Origin of the sequence: Pseudomonas duriflava, from assembly GCF_007830155.1 — a bacterium.
Lineage (GTDB): Bacteria > Pseudomonadota > Gammaproteobacteria > Pseudomonadales > Pseudomonadaceae > Chryseomonas > Chryseomonas duriflava.
The window spans coordinates 301,725-318,412 of record NZ_VLKY01000006.1 but is presented as its reverse complement, the minus strand read 5'-3'; the positions used below and the strand labels follow the sequence as shown (position 1 = coordinate 318,412).

At 56.9% G+C, this 16,688-nt stretch carries 13 protein-coding genes and 1 pseudogene; 9 read left to right on the top strand and 5 right to left on the bottom strand.

Going from position 1 to position 16,688, the window contains the following annotated elements:
* The 5 genes and pseudogenes from IQ22_RS11125 to IQ22_RS11105 all read right to left on the bottom strand — a co-directional run.
* Positions 1 to 122: pseudogene (locus IQ22_RS11125) on the bottom strand (5-dehydro-4-deoxyglucarate dehydratase); the annotation flags it as partial.
* 117 nt (positions 123 to 239) lie between these two features.
* Positions 240 to 998 carry a FadR/GntR family transcriptional regulator gene (locus IQ22_RS11120; protein WP_145141719.1) on the bottom strand — a complete coding sequence of 253 codons (759 nt, stop codon included), beginning with the start codon at positions 996 to 998 and terminating at the stop codon, positions 240 to 242.
* A gap of 65 nt (positions 999 to 1,063) precedes the next feature.
* Positions 1,064 to 2,812, bottom strand: a complete 1,749-nt coding sequence (locus IQ22_RS11115; RefSeq protein ID WP_145141717.1) for an ABC transporter ATP-binding protein/permease — start codon at positions 2,810 to 2,812, stop codon at positions 1,064 to 1,066.
* A gap of 145 nt (positions 2,813 to 2,957) precedes the next feature.
* Positions 2,958 to 3,515 (bottom strand): response regulator transcription factor, encoded by a 558-nt coding sequence (locus IQ22_RS11110; protein WP_145141715.1) that lies wholly within the window; start codon positions 3,513 to 3,515, stop codon positions 2,958 to 2,960.
* Positions 3,516 to 3,536: 21 nt separating this feature from the next.
* Positions 3,537 to 4,796: an ATP-binding protein gene (locus IQ22_RS11105; RefSeq protein WP_145141713.1), complete on the bottom strand. Its 1,260-nt coding sequence runs from the start codon at positions 4,794 to 4,796 to the stop codon at positions 3,537 to 3,539.
* A gap of 131 nt (positions 4,797 to 4,927) precedes the next feature.
* Between IQ22_RS11105 and IQ22_RS11100 the strand changes: the two genes are divergently transcribed.
* The 9 genes from IQ22_RS11100 to IQ22_RS11060 all read left to right on the top strand — a co-directional run bounded on the left by IQ22_RS11100 (position 4,928) and on the right by IQ22_RS11060 (position 16,637).
* The gene (locus tag IQ22_RS11100; protein ID WP_145141711.1) at positions 4,928 to 5,644 is read left to right on the top strand and encodes an SIMPL domain-containing protein; all 717 of its coding nucleotides are present in this window, start codon (positions 4,928 to 4,930) and stop codon (positions 5,642 to 5,644) included.
* A gap of 304 nt (positions 5,645 to 5,948) precedes the next feature.
* Complete coding sequence (locus tag IQ22_RS11095) at positions 5,949 to 7,547, top strand: ABC transporter substrate-binding protein (RefSeq protein WP_145141709.1); 1,599 nt, start codon at positions 5,949 to 5,951, stop codon at positions 7,545 to 7,547.
* A 63-nt stretch (positions 7,548 to 7,610) separates the two neighbouring features.
* Positions 7,611 to 9,209, top strand: a complete 1,599-nt coding sequence (locus IQ22_RS11090) for an ABC transporter substrate-binding protein (protein ID WP_145141707.1) — start codon at positions 7,611 to 7,613, stop codon at positions 9,207 to 9,209.
* A gap of 138 nt (positions 9,210 to 9,347) precedes the next feature.
* Entirely contained in the window at positions 9,348 to 10,937 is a 1,590-nt protein-coding gene (locus IQ22_RS11085; RefSeq protein WP_145141705.1) for an ABC transporter substrate-binding protein, read from the top strand.
* Between the two features lie 83 nt (positions 10,938 to 11,020).
* Entirely contained in the window at positions 11,021 to 12,610 is a 1,590-nt protein-coding gene (locus IQ22_RS11080) for an ABC transporter substrate-binding protein (RefSeq protein WP_145141703.1), read from the top strand.
* A gap of 55 nt (positions 12,611 to 12,665) precedes the next feature.
* Entirely contained in the window at positions 12,666 to 13,676 is a 1,011-nt protein-coding gene (locus IQ22_RS11075; protein WP_145141701.1) for an ABC transporter permease subunit, read from the top strand.
* A 9-nt stretch (positions 13,677 to 13,685) separates the two neighbouring features.
* A complete protein-coding gene (locus IQ22_RS11070; protein WP_145141699.1) occupies positions 13,686 to 14,603 on the top strand; it encodes an ABC transporter permease subunit in 918 nt (305 codons plus the stop codon).
* On the top strand, positions 14,600 to 15,643 hold the full coding sequence (locus IQ22_RS11065) for an ABC transporter ATP-binding protein (RefSeq protein WP_145141696.1): 1,044 nt from the start codon (positions 14,600 to 14,602) through the stop codon (positions 15,641 to 15,643). Before IQ22_RS11070 ends, IQ22_RS11065 begins: the two co-directional genes overlap by 4 nt.
* Positions 15,630 to 16,637 (top strand): peptide ABC transporter ATP-binding protein, encoded by a 1,008-nt coding sequence (locus IQ22_RS11060; RefSeq protein ID WP_145141694.1) that lies wholly within the window; start codon positions 15,630 to 15,632, stop codon positions 16,635 to 16,637. The genes IQ22_RS11065 and IQ22_RS11060 overlap by 14 nt, the downstream gene beginning before the upstream one ends.
* Positions 16,638 to 16,688 lie beyond the last annotated feature (51 nt).

Genomic DNA, 16,688 nt, shown 5'->3' with positions numbered 1-16,688 from the left:
GCAAGCCACTCCAGGCGCTTGATATAGGTATCGGGGCGGAAGTTGCCCTGCACATCGAAATCGGTCACCGGAAAAGACAGCAATCCGGATGAGAGGGTGTGCTTGAGTTCTTGTGGCGTCATTGTGTGCACCCTGGCCTGACGGCATACATGTGGTTATGAATGACGAGCTTATCTACTCGTTGTCAGTCATCGTACAACTAGGCGTGCACCGGTACAACACCCTACCCGTAAATTTTTTTAAGCTTTTTTCTCGAGGGTGCTGGCCGCTTCCTGATCAGCCCGGCGTAGACGCTCCCGGCTGTTGGTCAGGTGTAATCGCATGGCTGCGCGGGCGGCCTCGGCATCCTGGCGGGCAATGGCGTTATAGATATCCTCATGCTCGCTATCAAGCCGGAGCTGGTAGCGCTGCTGATCATCATGGGCAAGATAGGCCGAGTTCAGGCGCGTTCGCGGAATAAGCACCGTGCTGAGATACGACATGATGTCGCTGAAGTATTGATTGCCGGTAGACAAGGCAATCTGCAAATGGAATTGCAAGTCAAAACTAACAGCTTCGTTAGGCTGACTGCTACGTGCCTTCATCTCGTCGAGCAGGCGACGTATTTCCTGTAGCTGCTCATCCGTACGCCGTTGCGCAGCGAGACCTGCTGCCTCGACTTCCAGGCTAATACGCAACTCCAGCATAGCCAGCACGTCCCGCAAGGTAGTGATTGTGGCTGGATCAATGAACAGGGAACCCTCTGCTGGCCGATCCAGGACAAAGGTGCCGATACCATGCCGCGTTTCCACATGTCCCGCAGCCTGCAGCCGGGAAATAGCCTCTCGTACAACGGTACGACTGACGCCCTGCTCCTGCATGATGGCCGACTCGGTCGGCAACTTGTCGCCTGGCTTAAGTTCACCATCACGGATACGTGCTTTTACGGCTTCGACGACATTTTCAGCCAGGCTGCGGGACTTTTTACGTGGACGTCCATTCAGATCGGTGTTTTGCATGATGATAGTCAGCGATTGAAAGAATAAGCTTCATCATAGCGCAACACAGAGGTAGGATGACCGTCTCATAGCACTGGCGACGGCGCAACCTGATGCGTGATGTCTTGCAGCCTGCCATCTTCCAGCCGCAAATAACGCTGATGAAAGCGTTGCAGACTGCTACGGTGGCCCACACTGATCAATGTAGTTTCCGGCAGGAGCTCATGCAGTAGCGCATACATAGTAGCCTGGTCACGTTCATCCAAAGCTGATGTCGCTTCGTCAAGAAAGAGCCAGCGTGGTGCATAGAGCACAGCTCGCGCAATAGCCAGACGCTGTTGCTCACCTGGCGAAAGGCGTCTTTCCCAATGATGGGATTCATCCAGACGACTAATCAAGTGGGCCAACCGGCACTGCTTTAATACCGTCTCGATATGCTCATCCGGATAGGGGTTATCTTCATTGGGATAGCACAAGGCCGCGCGTAATGTACCGATAGGAAGATAGGGCCGCTGCGGCAGGAACAGACAGCGCGTTGCGGGCACGTTCACCTTGCCGCCACCATAGAGCCAGAGGCCAGCCAGTACGCGCAGTAATGTACTTTTCCCACCGCCTGAAGGTCCGCTCAACAAGACATTTTCACCCGCCTCGATACGTCCTTTGACCGCGTCGATCAATGGCCGCCCTTCCGCCAGGGAAACGCTCAGATCATCAAACTCCACCGCATTACCAGCAGGCTCCACTTCAATCTGTGAGCGCTGTGCCTGATTGTCGCGCATCGCCTCGCGGAAGCTGAGAATACGATCAGAGGTTGCACGCCAGACAGCCAATTGGACATAGGCATCAACAAACCAACTCAGGTTGTCTTGCACATTGCCAAAGGCCGAATTGATTTGCATAAGCTCGCCCAGCTGGATCTGATTGGAAAAATAGCGCGGCGCGGCCAGTACAATTCCGATAACCGAGGCGACCTGGCTGTAACTGGCCGTAAAGAAGGTCAAGCGCTTCTGGTAGCGCATCAGCTGCCAAAAGTTGCTCCACACATTGTGGAAACGTCCCATCAACCGGTGTTGCTCGCTCCGCTCGCCGCCGTAAAGTGCGATGCTTTCAGCGTTCTCACGTACCCTGATGAGGCCAAAACGCAGATCCGCCTCATAACGCTGCTGCTGGTTGTTTAATCCAATGAGACGACGCCCGATATAGTGAGTCAGTACCGTACCGATAAGGGCATAGACAAGAGCGGCCCAGAACATGTAGCTGGGAATGGTGATCCCGAACAGCTCGATACTGCCGGACAGCCCCCACAAAATAACACTAAACGAGACAAGGCTGACCAAGGTGCGGATAAACCCGAGCCCCAGGGAAAGCGTCATGTCGGTAAAGCTGTTGATATCGTCAGCGAGCCGCTGGTCTGGGTTGTCTGCGCCGCCCTGCTGCTCGAGGCGATAGTAATTGCGCTGGCTTAGCCACAGACCAAAATGCTTTTCCGTCAGCCAGCGGCGCCAGTTGATGGTCAACATCTGCGTCAGGTAGAGACGATAGACCGCCAGCAGGATAAAGGCGGCAGCCAGCCCGCAGAAATAGAGCATTAACCGCGTGAACGATGCCAGGTCTCGGTTCTGCAGAGCATCATAGAAATAGCGATACCAGCTGTTCAGCGCCACTGATAACCCTACCCCACCCAGCGACAGTGCAATCACGACGATTAGCAGTAGCCAGGCTTTTCCCTTTTCTTCACTACGCCAGTAAGGCGTGATTAACGCCCAGACACGGGAGAGAAAATGTCCATGGGAAGAGCCGTAGATAGGGGGAATGGGCGTATCAGGTTTACTCATCGCTCACGCTCGGCTGCATCGGAAACAAACCGCCAATGATAGGGCAGCCAAGCTGAACGGATTCTGTCACGACAAACGTAACAAATAATTACAAAGTTGACGTAAACGAAAGGGCTCTACCGATCTTAGCGCCCTTTCTCTCGCCCTAGCGTCGAACCGGACGCTTCTGCAACTTGCGCTGCAGGGTGCGCCGGTGCATGCCCAGGGCACGGGCCGTAGCGGAAATATTACCGTCGTGCTCGTTGAGCACACGCTGGATGTGCTCCCACTGAAGTCGATCAACCGACATGGGATTTTCGGGCACCAGGGTATCGACATCAGCATGCTGAGAGAGCAATGCCGTTAGTACATCGTCAGCGTCGGCCGGCTTGCACAGGTAATTAGTAGCACCCCGCTTAATCGCTTCGACAGCGGTTGCGATACTTGAGTAGCCTGTCAGGATAACCACCCGCATCTCCGGGTGTAGCTCCAATAGTTTAGGCAACAGAACCAGGCCGGACTCACCTTCCATTTTCAAATCGAGTGCGGCGTAATCGGGTAGGTCCTGCTTTGCCAGAACCAGGCCTTCTTCGGCTGAACTGGCCACTGTAACGCGCAGTCCGCGGCGCTCCATGGCGCGCGCCAGTACGCGTGTGAATGTTGTATCGTCGTCTACCAGCAGCAGGTGCGGCAGATCATCGTCGTGTTGAATATCTTCGCTCATCGTTCGCCTCGCGACAGCCGATCAGGCCAAGGGATACTGACGGGGTAACCGCAGTTCGGTTAGTGTGCCGCCTTCTTCATGGTTATACAGCTTTACGGTGCCACCGGCACGGGTCACGCTTGCCTGACTCAAGAATAACCCTAGACCGAACCCTTTGCCTTTAGTCGTGAAAAATGGCTTGCCGATCTGTTCGGCAATGGCCAGAGGAACGCCTGCTCCATGATCGCGAATGGACAGGCAAATGTCCCGAGCATCCCAAGACAGCGTGACGGTAAGGTTGTCAGGGCAGGCATCGGCGGCATTGTTCAGAAGATTGAGCAGCGCCTGGGTAAGATCGGTAGGCGGAATCAAGCGCGGGGGCGTTCCGACGCAGGTACATTGAAAGCGGTAAGTCGCCTCCGGGCGCATCAGGTGCCAACGACCCAGTACCGTTTCTACCCACTCGACCGCCGTCTGCTCATGGATCGATTGCCGACGATCCGCTTCGGCGGCCCGGACCAGTTGCTGCAGGGTCTCCTTGCATAGCTTGACCTGATCCTGCAGCAGCGCCAGATCTTCCTGCAGATCAGGGGTGTCCCTGTATTGCTGGCGGAGTTCCTTGAGCAATACGCTCATGGTGGAAAGAGGCGTACCGAGTTCATGAGCCGCTCCAGCGGCCTGAGTCGCCACGGCCAGGAGCTGCTGGTCACGCATGCTTTGCTCCCGCCGCTGAGCCTGTTGCAGCTCTTGATGACGCAAGGCTTCGGCCATTTTCGCTACGAAAAAAGTAATCAGCACAGCAGACAGGGCAAAGCTGAGCCACATTCCGTAACTAAGCGTTTGCCCGCCCGGGCTGACCAGCAGTTCAAGCGGGCGAAACCAGATCAGCATCAAGGTAAAGCTGGCCAGCGCGAGGCCAGCCAGCAGTAAGGTATACAACCATGGCAGGGTAGCTGCCGCGATAGTTAGCGGTACCAGATAATAGGACACAAAGGGGTTGGTCGAGCCTCCGGCAAAATACAGAAGCAGACTGTGGATGACCAAGTCGAACGCCAGTTGCGCCGCATACTCCTGCTCGGTCACCGGCCATGGACGCGCCAGCCGTAGAGCAGTCAACCCACACAGGAGCGCGGACGCGCCCAAGGTAATGCTGATGGCCAGCCAGGGCAGCACAACGATACCGGAGAGCCAGGCTGCGCCAACCGAACCGGCCTGGGCCGCCAGGACCAGCAGGCGAATTAAAACAAGGCGTCCAAGGTTTTGACGGCTGGCTGACAGCCACTGCACAGGAGATTCAAACATGTATTTATCCAGGCAAGATCAGCGAGTATAACGAGGGCTGGCCCCCCTGTTCGCTTATCGCTGCGCGACATAGCGCCGCATGAAGTGAAATGCAGAGCAGGCGGAGACCATAACCCAGAAGGAGCCCTATGATGCCTGTCTTTTTTCGCCCCGTCGTGACGACCGTTCTGCTGGGCGCGCTCTATACCGTGCCTGCTCTGCTCTCTATCGCACAGGCGGACACACCGCACTACAACCAGATCAGCCTGCGCGCCGAAGTTGGCCAGGAAATCCCTCGTGATCGAATGCACGTTACGTTGTATACGGAAGTGCAAGGTACCGATCCCGCTGCGCTAGCTGCTGGTTTGACCCAGACGCTCAATCAGAGCCTTGCGGCGGCACGCAAGACCGAGGGCGTAGAGGTGAGCCTTGGGAGCCGCAACAGCTATCCGCTTTATGATGAAAAGGGCCAGACGATTACCGGTTGGCGCGAGCGCGGCGAGATCCGCCTGCAAAGCAGTGATTTTGCCAGCTTGTCTCGCCTTACCGCCGAGTTACTGGGAGATCTGAAGATGGGCGGAATGGAGTTTAGCGTGGCGGATACAACCCGCAAAAAAAGCGAGAACAGCCTGATCAAAGCGGCAGTGGATGCGTTCAAGGCACGTGCCGAACTAACTACCCAGGCCCTGGGCGGTTCGGGTTATAAACTTGTCAACCTAACGCTGAATACCAATCAGGTATCCCGCCCGATCCCTATGCTGCGTGCCAAATCAATGATGGCGGAAAGCGCGCCAGTACAGGACATAGAAGCTGGAACAAGTGAGGTTTCCGTTTCGGCAGACGGGACGATTGAAGTCCAAATGCCTTGATTTAGTGCAGATTCACTTCCAATTACGCACCGAAACAGTTCCCTTCAGATCTGCGGTAACACGGATCTACCCTGTTACCGCTCCCTCAGCCCTCTTTCTCTTATCCGTCTGGATACATTTTTATATTGATGCGCCATAAACATACAGGAAGCTGCCGTATTACAAGTTGACCGATCAGTCACTTTTTTAAGGGCACAACATCTGCATTCTGCTGGCCGATGACCCAAAAGGTCGCATCTGTTTCGATATGACCCAGGCCGCACCTTCGGTCCTGGTTCTGGACATCAGCCAACCCGAGGTCTGCATGCACAAGAAGATAGTGGTCCCTTTGATCGCAGCTGCTTTATTTACCGGCATCCCGTTTGCTCAAGCGGCCAGTAATCTGGTGTTCTGCTCTGAAGGCAGTCCGGCTGGTTTCGATCCGGCGCAATACACTACAGGCACGGATTTTGATGCCAGTGCGGAAACCATGTTCAATCGCCTGATCCAGTTCGAGCGAGGCGGTACCCGAGTTATCCCAGGACTGGCCACCACGTGGGACATTAGCGAGGACGGGAAGGCCTATACGTTCCACTTGCGTGAGGGTGTGAAGTTTCACACGACTGATTATTTCAAACCGACCCGTGAGTTCAATGCGGATGACGTGCTGTTCACCTTTCAGCGCATGCTTGATAAGAATCATCCGTTCCGTAAGGCCTACCCTACTGAGTTTCCGTACTTCACGGGTATGGGCATGGATAGCAATATCGCCAAGATCGAAAAGATGGATGAGCATACGGTTCGCTTTGTACTAAACGAAGTTGATGCCGCTTTCATCCAGAACCTGGCGATGAGCTTTGCCTCAATCCACTCGGCAGAGTACGCCAATCAGCTACTCAAACAGGGCAAGGCTACCGATCTTAACCAGAAACCCGTCGGTACCGGCCCGTTCGTGTTCAGTCGCTACCAGAAGGACGCGGTGATCCGTTACAAAGGTAACAAGGACTATTGGAAGCCCGAGGACGTCAAGCTCGATAACCTTATCTTCTCCATTAATACTGATGCCTCGGTTCGGATGCAAAAGCTCAAGGCAGGCGAGTGTCAGATCACGCTTCTGCCCCGCCCCGCAGATCTGGAGTCCTTGAAAAACGATACGAACCTGAACATGCCGTCTCAGCCCGGCTTTAATGATGGCTACATCGCCTACAACGTTGAGCATGGAGACCTGGGCAAATTGGAAGTACGCCAAGCGCTGGACATGGCCGTTAACAAGAAGGCCATCGTCGATGCTATCTACCAAGGCGCGGGCCAAGTTGCCGTAAACGGTATGCCGCCGACCCAGTGGTCCTATGATGAATCACTCAAGGATGCGCCTTACGATCCGGAAAAGGCCAAAGAGCTACTGGCCAAAGCTGGTGTAAAACCAGGCACCGAGTTCACCCTGTGGGCTATGCCGGTACAACGCCCCTATAACCCGAACGCCCGCCAGATGGCTGAGATGTTGCAGTCCGACTGGGCCAAGATCGGTATCAAGACTCGTATCGTCAGCTATGAATGGGGCGAGTACAACAAGCGCGCCAAGGACGGTGAGCATGACATCATGCTGATTGGCTGGAGCGGGGACAATGGCGATCCGGACAATTGGCTAGGCACGTTATACGGCTGCGATGCCATTGGCGGTAATAACTACTCTCGCTGGTGTGACAAGGACTATGACGCGCTGATCAAGAAGGCCAAACGCATTAGCGACCAGGGCGAGCGTAGCACGCTGTACATGCAGGCCCAGCAGATCCTCAAGCAGCAGGTGCCGATTACTCCCATCGCGCACTCGACGGTCTACCAACCCATGCGCAAGGAAGTGCAGGATTTCAAGATCAGTCCGTTTGCACTGAACTCGTTCTACGGCGTCAGCGTCGACAAGTGATTACTCAAGAAGCGTGCATGACGGTCATGTACGCTTCTTTTCATTTGATCAGCTGAGGTCCATATGCGTATTACACTTTTGCCTTCCTTATTGGTCGCCAGCTTGCTGGCCGGACCCTCGCTGGCGCATGCCGCGAATACCCTGGTTTATTGCTCAGAGGCGAGCCCGGCCGGGTTCGATCCAGCGCAGTATACGTCGGGTACCGAGTTCGATGCCTCGGCGGAGACGGTCTTCAACCGGCTGGTGCAATTTGAACGGGGCGGCACCACGCTCGTGCCCGGACTCGCCGAGCGCTGGGATGTCTCGGAAGACGGCAAGACCTACACGTTTTACCTGCGTCGCGGCGTGAAATTTCACACGACTGACTACTTCAAGCCGACCCGTGAGTTCAACGCGGACGATGTGCTGTTCACCTTTCAACGCATGCTCGACAAGAACCATCCGTTCCGTACGGCCTACCCCAGTGAATTCCCTTATTTTTCGGACATGGGCCTGAACAAGAACATCGCCCGGATCGAAAAGAAGGACGATTACACGGTCGTCTTTACCTTGAACCAAACCGATGCAGCCTTCGCTTCTGACTTGGCGATGAGCTTTGCGTCGATTCAGTCCGCCGAGTATGCCGATCAGTTGCTCAAGACCGGCAAGGCCGCCGAAATCAACCAGCGCCCTATCGGTACCGGCCCGTTCGTGTTTAGCCGCTACCAGAAGGACGCGGTGATCCGTTACAAGGGTAACCAGGACTATTGGAAGCCCGAGGACGTCAAGCTTGATAACCTCATCTTTGCCATCACGACAGATGCAGCGACACGCCTGCAAAAGCTCAAGGCAAACGAGTGCCAGGTAAGCGGCTATCCACGCCCGGCCGATATAGCCGAGATGAAGCAGGACCCAGCGCTCAAGGTCCTGCAACAGCCTGGTTTCAATCTGGGTTATTTCGCCTACAACGTGACCCATCCGCCGCTCGACCAACTGGCGGTACGTCAGGCATTGGACATGGCGATCAACAAGAAGGCCATTCTCGACGTGGTGTACCAGGGTAACGGCCAGTTGGCAACCAATGCCCTTCCACCCGCACAATGGTCCTATGATCAAACGATCAAGGACGCCCCGTACGATCCGGAAAAGGCAAAAGCCCTGCTCAAACAGGCCGGTATCAAGAAAGGTACTGAAATCAGTTTATGGGCCATGCCCGTGGTACGGGCCTCCAACCCGAATGCGCGGCTTTCCGCGCAGATGGTCCAGTCTGATTGGGCCAAAATTGGCATCAAGGCCAACATCGTCAGCTACGAGTGGGGCGAATACATCAAGCGCGCCCGTCAGGGTGAGCACGACGTAATGATTTACGGCTGGACGGGCGATAACGGCGACCCGGACAACTGGCTTGGCGTGCTTTATAGCTGCGATGCCGTCAACGGCAGCAATTATTCTAAGTGGTGCGACCCTGCCTATGACGCGTTAATCAAACAGGCCAAGGTGAGCAACGACCGGGACGAGCGTATCCGGCTCTATCAACAGGCCCAACATCTGTTGAAAGCGGCTGTCCCGATCACGCCGATTGCTCATTCCATCGTGTATCAACCCATGCGCCATAACGTCCAGGGTTTCAAGATCAGTCCGTTCGGCCTTAGTGCCTTCTATGGCGTTAGTCTCGCCGAATGAAGAACGGCCACGCTTATACCCTCAACACGCGCAGCCTGGATGCACAGAGGTTGCGTGTGTTGAATGCCGTAATCCCGTACTCGGCAAGGCCGTGGTTACTCCAATGGCATACGCTTCACCCAGGAGCCTGATCAAACGATGAATGCTGTATGTAAACCCCATACCTGGTTGCTGGCCGCCGTGTTAACCGCTGCCCTGCCTATTCAGGCTAAAACGTTGGTTGTTTGCACCGAAGGCAGTCCGGAAACCTTCGACCCCGCGCGGCATACCTCGCGGTACAGCGCCGATGCTGCGGATCAGCCGCTATACAACCGCCTGGTTGATTTCAAGCCAGGCAGCACGGAGCTCGAACCTTCGCTGGCGGAACGGTGGGAGATCAGTACTGACGGTCTGCAGTACACGTTTCATCTGCGTAAAGGCGTAGCGTTTCACCATACGGCTTATTTCAAGCCGACGCGCCCTTTGATAGCCGACGATGTGATCTGGAGCTTTCAGCGTCAGATCGATCCCGCTCACCCCTGGTACGAGCGCTCCGGCACTGGTTACCCCTTTGCCGAAGTGATGGGTCTGAGCGAAATCATCGAACGTATTGAAAAGTTGGATGACTACACCGTCCGCTTTACGCTCAAGCATCCGGAAGCACCTTTTCTGGCTAACCTGGCCATGGGGTTCACATCGATTCTATCTGCTGAATATGCCGGTCAGCTGCTCCAGCAGAACAGAACGGACGATTTGAGCTTCAAGCCAGTCGGAACAGGCCCCTTCGTGTTTGATCGCTACGTACGTGACTCCCAGGTGCGTTACAAGGCCAACCCCGAGTACTGGGCAGGCACGCCGGCAATCGATATGGTTCAGGCAATCAGCGTTGATGCCAGTGTACGGCTGCAACGTTTGCGGCGAGGTGAGTGCCAGATCGTGTTGACACCCAAGCCGAGCGACATTCCCGCTCTGCGCGAAGCGCCCGGCATTCGCTTGCAGCAGATCGAGCAGTTAACGATAGGCTTCAATGCCTTGAACACGACGCACAAGCCCCTGGACGATGTGCGTGTACGTCAGGCCATCGCGCTCGGCGTAGACAGAGCGAGCACGCTCAAGGCGTTGTATGGCGATACGGCCCGTCCTGTCTGGGGGCCTTATCCGCCTGCCCTGCTGGGCTATAACACCGCTATCGAACCATGGCCGTACGACCCAGAGGAGGCCCGTCGCCTCCTGGCCGAAGCGGGTTACCCGAACGGCTTCGAACTTACCTACATGACTTCCAACGGCTCGGGCCCTACGGGCAGTACGCTACGCGTGGCCCAGCTGTTCCAGGCCGACCTGGCGAAGATCGGCATCAAGGTCAACATTCGCCAGTATGAATGGGGTGAATTTGTCCGTCGCGGTAAGCAGGGCGAGCACGACATTCTCAGCATGAGCTGGGTGAGCGATAACGCCGACCCGGATAATTTCCTGACGCCCAATCTTACCTGCGCCGCGGCCCGCAATGGCGAAAACCGCGCACGCTGGTGCAACGCAGCCTTCGATAGTTTGGTAGAGCGCGCCCGCCGGACTCCAGATCCCGAGCAACGCGCCGCGCTCTATCGTGAAGCACAGGTGATCTTTCATGAAGAAGTCCCCTGGATTCCAACCGCCCAGCCATTGATTTATACCGCCACCTCAACCCGAGTCAGCGGTTTCGTCATGAGCCCGCTGGGCAATAACGATTTTTCCACGGTGCGCTTGGATTAAGCCACTCACGATAAAAGTAACGGCCCGCTCGCCAGGGATGGCAGGCGAAACCGGCCGTAAGCGCAACCCCACTAGGAGCCTGCATGCTGGCGCTTCCCCGAATTGCTCTTGTCCTTAGTCTCCTGGGCGCCACCTGCGCCCAGGCCAAGCCCTTGGTCGTTTGTACCGAAGCAAGCCCCGAAGGGTTCGATATTGCTCAGTACACCGCCGCCACTACGTCAGACGCTTCGGCCGAAACCGTTTTTGATCGATTGATAAACTTCAAGCCTGGGACGACCGACATCGAGCCTGGACTGGCGGAGCGGTGGGAGATCAGCAAGGACGGCAAGACCTATACCTTCTTTTTACGCGCAGGCGTGAAGTTCCAAACGACAGACTATTTCAAGCCCACCCGTACGCTTAATGCCGACGATGTGCTGTGGAGCTTCATGCGCCAGTTCGACCCTAACCATCCCTGGTACAACAAAGCGCAGAACGGTTTCCCTTATTTCGAAGCCATGGGCCTGAAGGACTTGATCCAGTCCATCAGCAAGGTCGACACGCATACGATTCGTTTTGTCCTTAAACGTCCGGAAGCTCCTTTCCTGCGTGATCTGGCCATGCCGTTCACCTCTATCTACTCGGCGGAATATGCCGCTCAACTGGAAAAGGCCGGGCAATTCAACCAGCTTAATTTCAAACCTGTCGGCACCGGTCCATTCATTCTCAGCCGCTACACTAAAGACGCGCAGATACGCTACAAGGCCAACTCGGACTACTATGCTGGCAAACCGCCAGCAAACAGTCTGATCTTTGCGATCACTCAAGACAGCAACGTACGCCTGCAACGGGTACGCGCCGGGGAGTGCCAGGTGGGCCTTTATCCCAAGCCGGACGATATTTCGTCGATCCGCCAGGATCCGAATCTGACCCTGCATGAAGGCGAAGCCCTGTTGACCGCCTATGTTGCCCTGAACACCGAGCACCCGCCGTTGAACGATGCCCGGGTTCGCCAGGCGCTGAACCTGGCCTTCGACAAGCAGGCCTACGTAAAGGCCTTGTTTGGCGAAGGCAATGCCGTCCCGGCGGTGAATCCCTACCCGCCCACTCTGCTGGGCTACAACCATGACGTGCAGGACTGGTCTTATGATCCTGAAAAAGCCCGCGCCCTGCTCAAGGAGGCCGGCGTTAAGGACGGCTTGAAACTGACCGTCTTTGCTCGCTCCGGAGGAGGACCGACCAACCCCAATCCTGCGCTGGGTGCCCAGATGCTACAGGCGGATCTGGCCAAGGTTGGCGTTCAGCTAGACATCCGATCACTGGAATGGGGCGAACTGATTCGCCGGGCCAAGCAGGGCGAGCACGACCTGGTGTTTATGGGCTGGGCGGGCGATAACGGGGACCCCGACAACTTCGTTACACCCAATCTATCGTGCGACGCGGCTACGTCAGGAGAAAACATGGCGCGCTGGTGCAACCCCGCTTTCAATGCCTTACTCAATCAAGCCCGAGGCAGTCTGGACGAACAGGCGCGGGCCGAACTCTACAAGCAGGCCCAGGTGATTTTTCATAACGAAGCCCCCTGGATTCCACTGGCCTATCCCAAGCTGTTCACGGTCACCCACAAGAACGTCACGGGCTTTCACCTGAGCCCATTGACCAATAACAATTTCGCCACCACCCACGTGGAATAAGAGCGGAAACAGCCGATGCCACAAGTGTTGGCTACTGAGAGGAGTACCTGATCTCATGTTCAGTTTTATTGCCCGACGTCTGGGCCTGCTGATACCGACGTTTTTCGGTGTCACGCTGCTGACCTTTTCCCTGATCCGCCTGATTCCTGGCGATCCGGTAGAAGTCATGATGGGGGAGCGGCGTGTCGACCCACAGATGCATGCCGAAGCGCTGCATCGGCTCGGCTTGGATAAGCCGCTTTATCAGCAATATTTCGATTACCTGGGTAATCTCGCCCACGGCAACCTGGGCCAGTCCCTGGTCACCCGTGATAACGTCTGGCATGAGTTCACTACGCTGTTTCCAGCCACAATGGAGCTGGCGCTTTGCGCCATGATCTTCGCTACAGTGCTTGGTCTGCTGGCTGGCGTCATCGCGGCCCTCAAGCGCGGTTCGCTGCTCGATCATGGCGTAATGGGCATTTCGCTGACCGGCTTTTCCATGCCTATCTTCTGGTGGGGGTTGATCCTCATCATGTTCTTTTCGGTGCGCCTGGGTTGGACTCCGGTATCGGGCCGCCTCGATCTGCTCTACGACATCGAACCCAAGACCGGCTTCATGCTGATCGACACCCTGCTATCCGACGAGGAAGGCGCCTTTGTCGATGCCCTGCACCACCTCATCCTGCCCTCCATTGTGCTGGGGACCATTCCGCTGGCAGTCATCGCCCGAATGACCCGCTCGGCCATGCTGGAAGTCTTGCGCGAGGATTATGTACGTACAGCCCGCGCCAAGGGCTTATCGCCTGCGCGGGTAGTCTTTGTGCACGCACTGCGCAACGCGCTGATTCCCGTCTTGACTGTGCTGGGCTTGCAGGTTGGTAGCCTCTTGGCCGGGGCCGTGCTGACCGAGACGATTTTCTCCTGGCCCGGCGTGGGCAAGTGGCTGATTGATGCCATTGCCCGACGCGACTACCCCGTAGTACAGAACGGCATCCTGCTGATCGCTACGCTCGTCATCATAGTGAACTTTGTCGTAGACATTCTCTACGGCCTCGCCAACCCCCGTATCCGTCATCAGCGCTGAGGAGGCCCTATGGAACGTACTCTACCCCCGGCCTCTGTGGCCGACGAACAAACTATTGTTTACCCGTCTCCCTACAAGGAGTTCTGGAAAGCGTTTTCTCACAACAAGGGTGCCGTGGGTGGCCTGCTGTTCATGCTTGTCATCGTGACCTGCGCGCTGTTCGCTCCCTGGATCGCTCCATACAATCCGAGCGAGCAGTATCGCGACTTTTTGCTCACGCCGCCGTCCTGGCTGGAAGGCGGCACTACTCAGTTCCTGCTCGGCACCGATGAACTAGGCCGCGATTTGCTGTCGCGCCTGATTCATGGCGCCCGGCTGTCGCTATTGATCGGCCTGGCCTCCGTGGTGTGCTCGCTGATTCCCGGCATCCTGCTCGGCCTTATTGCCGGTTTTTCGCCCACGCGCCTTGGTCCGTTCATCATGCGTCTCATGGACATCATGCTGGCCCTGCCATCGCTGCTGCTGGCCGTGGCGATCGTAGCTATTCTCGGCCCAGGGTTGGCGAACACCGTTATCGCCATTGCCATCGTCTCGCTGCCTTCTTATGTGCGCCTGACGCGGGCGGCCGTGATGGGTGAAATCACCCGTGACTACGTAACCGCGTCCCGTCTTGCCGGTGCCGGAATGCTGCGCCTGATGTTTATCACCGTGTTGCCGAACTGCATGGCGCCGCTAATCGTTCAGGCGACGCTGAGCTTTTCATCGGCCATCCTCGATGCAGCAGCGCTGGGCTTTCTCGGCCTGGGCGTACAACCGCCGACCCCCGAATGGGGAACCATGCTGGCCTCGGCCCGTGATTACATCGAACGCGCCTGGTGGGTCGTAACCCTGCCCGGACTGACCATTCTCCTGAGCGTGCTAGCCATCAACCTGATGGGCGATGGCCTGCGCGACGCACTGGACCCCCGCTTGAAGGTGCAGTCATGAGCCTGCTTGAAATACAAAACCTCAATGTCCGCTTTGGCGGCAACGACGCCATCCCGGTGGTGGAAGGCCTTGACCTGACCGTCGACCAGGGCGAAGTCCTGGCCATCGTTGGCGAATCCGGCTCCGGCAAGTCGGTTACCATGATGGCCGTGATGGGCCTGATTGATGCACCCGGCCACGTCACGGCAAACCGACTCGCCTTTGCCGGGCAGGATCTGCTGAAACTTAAAGGCCGCGCTCGTCGCCGCTTGATCGGCAAGGACCTGTCCATGGTCTTCCAGGACCCGATGACCGCACTCAACCCAAGCTATACCGTGGGTTACCAGATTGAGGAAGTGGTCAAACAGCACCTTGGCCTGCGTGGTCGTGCGGCGCGCCTGCGAGCGCTCGAATTGCTCGAGCGTGTAGAGATTCCCGGTGCAGCAAGCCGACTTTCTGCCTATCCGCATCAGCTCTCCGGCGGCATGAGTCAGCGGGTGGCCATTGCCATGGCCATTGCAGCGGAGCCAAAGCTGCTGATCGCCGACGAACCGACCACGGCGCTGGACGTGACTATCCAGGCGCAGATCATGGAGCTCCTGCTCAACCTGCAAAAAGACGAAGGCATGGCCCTGATCCTGATCACCCATGACCTTGCCGTGGTGGCCGAAACAGCCCAGCGCGTGTGCGTGATGTATGCCGGACAGGCAGTGGAAACCGGCAAGGTGCCAAACATCTTCCAGGCGCCCAAGCACCCCTATACCGAGGCCCTGCTGGCGGCAATTCCGGAACACAGCCTGGGCGCACGGCTGTCTACACTACCGGGTATCGTGCCGGGCCGCTATGACCGCCCAAGCGGGTGCCTGCTTTCACCACGCTGCCCCTATGCTCAACCGCGTTGCCTGGAACGACCGGCGCTTGAGCCTTACCGACAGGACACCGTTGAAGGTGCGGTTCGCTGCTTTTTTCCCCGCAACCTGAACCCTGAGAAATGGCCTCAGGTGCTACCGGAATCCCAACGCCCCAGTCATCTACCGGGAGAAACCCATGGCCGCGCCTGATTTGAATCCTTCCCAGGAAAAACCAGCGAACAGCGTTCTCACCGCACGGGCTCTGACCCGCCATTACCATGTATCCCGCGGCCTGTTCAAAGGCCAGGCGACCGTATGTGCCTTGAACGGCGTTTCCTTTGATCTGGCGCCTGGTAAGACCCTGGCTGTGGTAGGCGAGTCTGGCTGCGGCAAGTCCACCCTGGCGCGTGCCCTGACCCTGATCGAGCAGCCAACTTCGGGCTCGCTGAATATTGGCGGGCATGAAGTTACCGGCGCCAGCGCCGAGACCCGTAAGCAGCTGCGCCGAGATGTGCAGATGGTGTTTCAGAACCCCTATGCCTCGCTCAACCCCCGGCAGAAGATTGGCGACCAGCTGGCCGAGCCGCTAGTGATCAACACTAATCTGTCCCGCAGCGAACGGCGCGACAAGGTCCAGGCCATGATGCAGCAGGTCGGTCTGCGACCCGAGCACTATCAGCGCTATCCGCACATGTTTTCTGGAGGCCAACGCCAGCGCATCGCCGTAGCGCGGGCCATGATGCTCAACCCCAAGGTATTAGTGGCGGACGAGCCTACGTCGGCCTTGGATGTGTCTATCCAGGCGCAGGTGCTCAACCTGTTCATGGACCTGCAGGAAGAATTCCGCACCGCCTATGTGTTCATCTCGCACAATCTGTCAGTGGTAAGACACATCGCCGACGAGGTGATGGTGATGTACTTGGGCTGTACGGCGGAAAAAGGCTCGCGAGACGCTATCTTCAACAAACCGTTGCATCCTTACACGCAAATGCTGCTATCGGCCACACCCACTCTGCTACCAGATGCCAGCAAGCCGCGGATCAAGATCCAGGGCGAACTACCTAATCCGCTTGATCCGCCGCCCGGTTGCGTTTTCCACCGTCGTTGCCCTTATGCCACCGAACGCTGCAAGAGCGAGGTTCCCGCGCTACGTGAGGTAGGTGATCGCCAAGTGGCCTGCCACTACGCCGAAAACTTCCTTTAATCCAGAACAGCGCCAGGCTTCACCGCCTGGCGCTTAGTACTCCCATGCCCT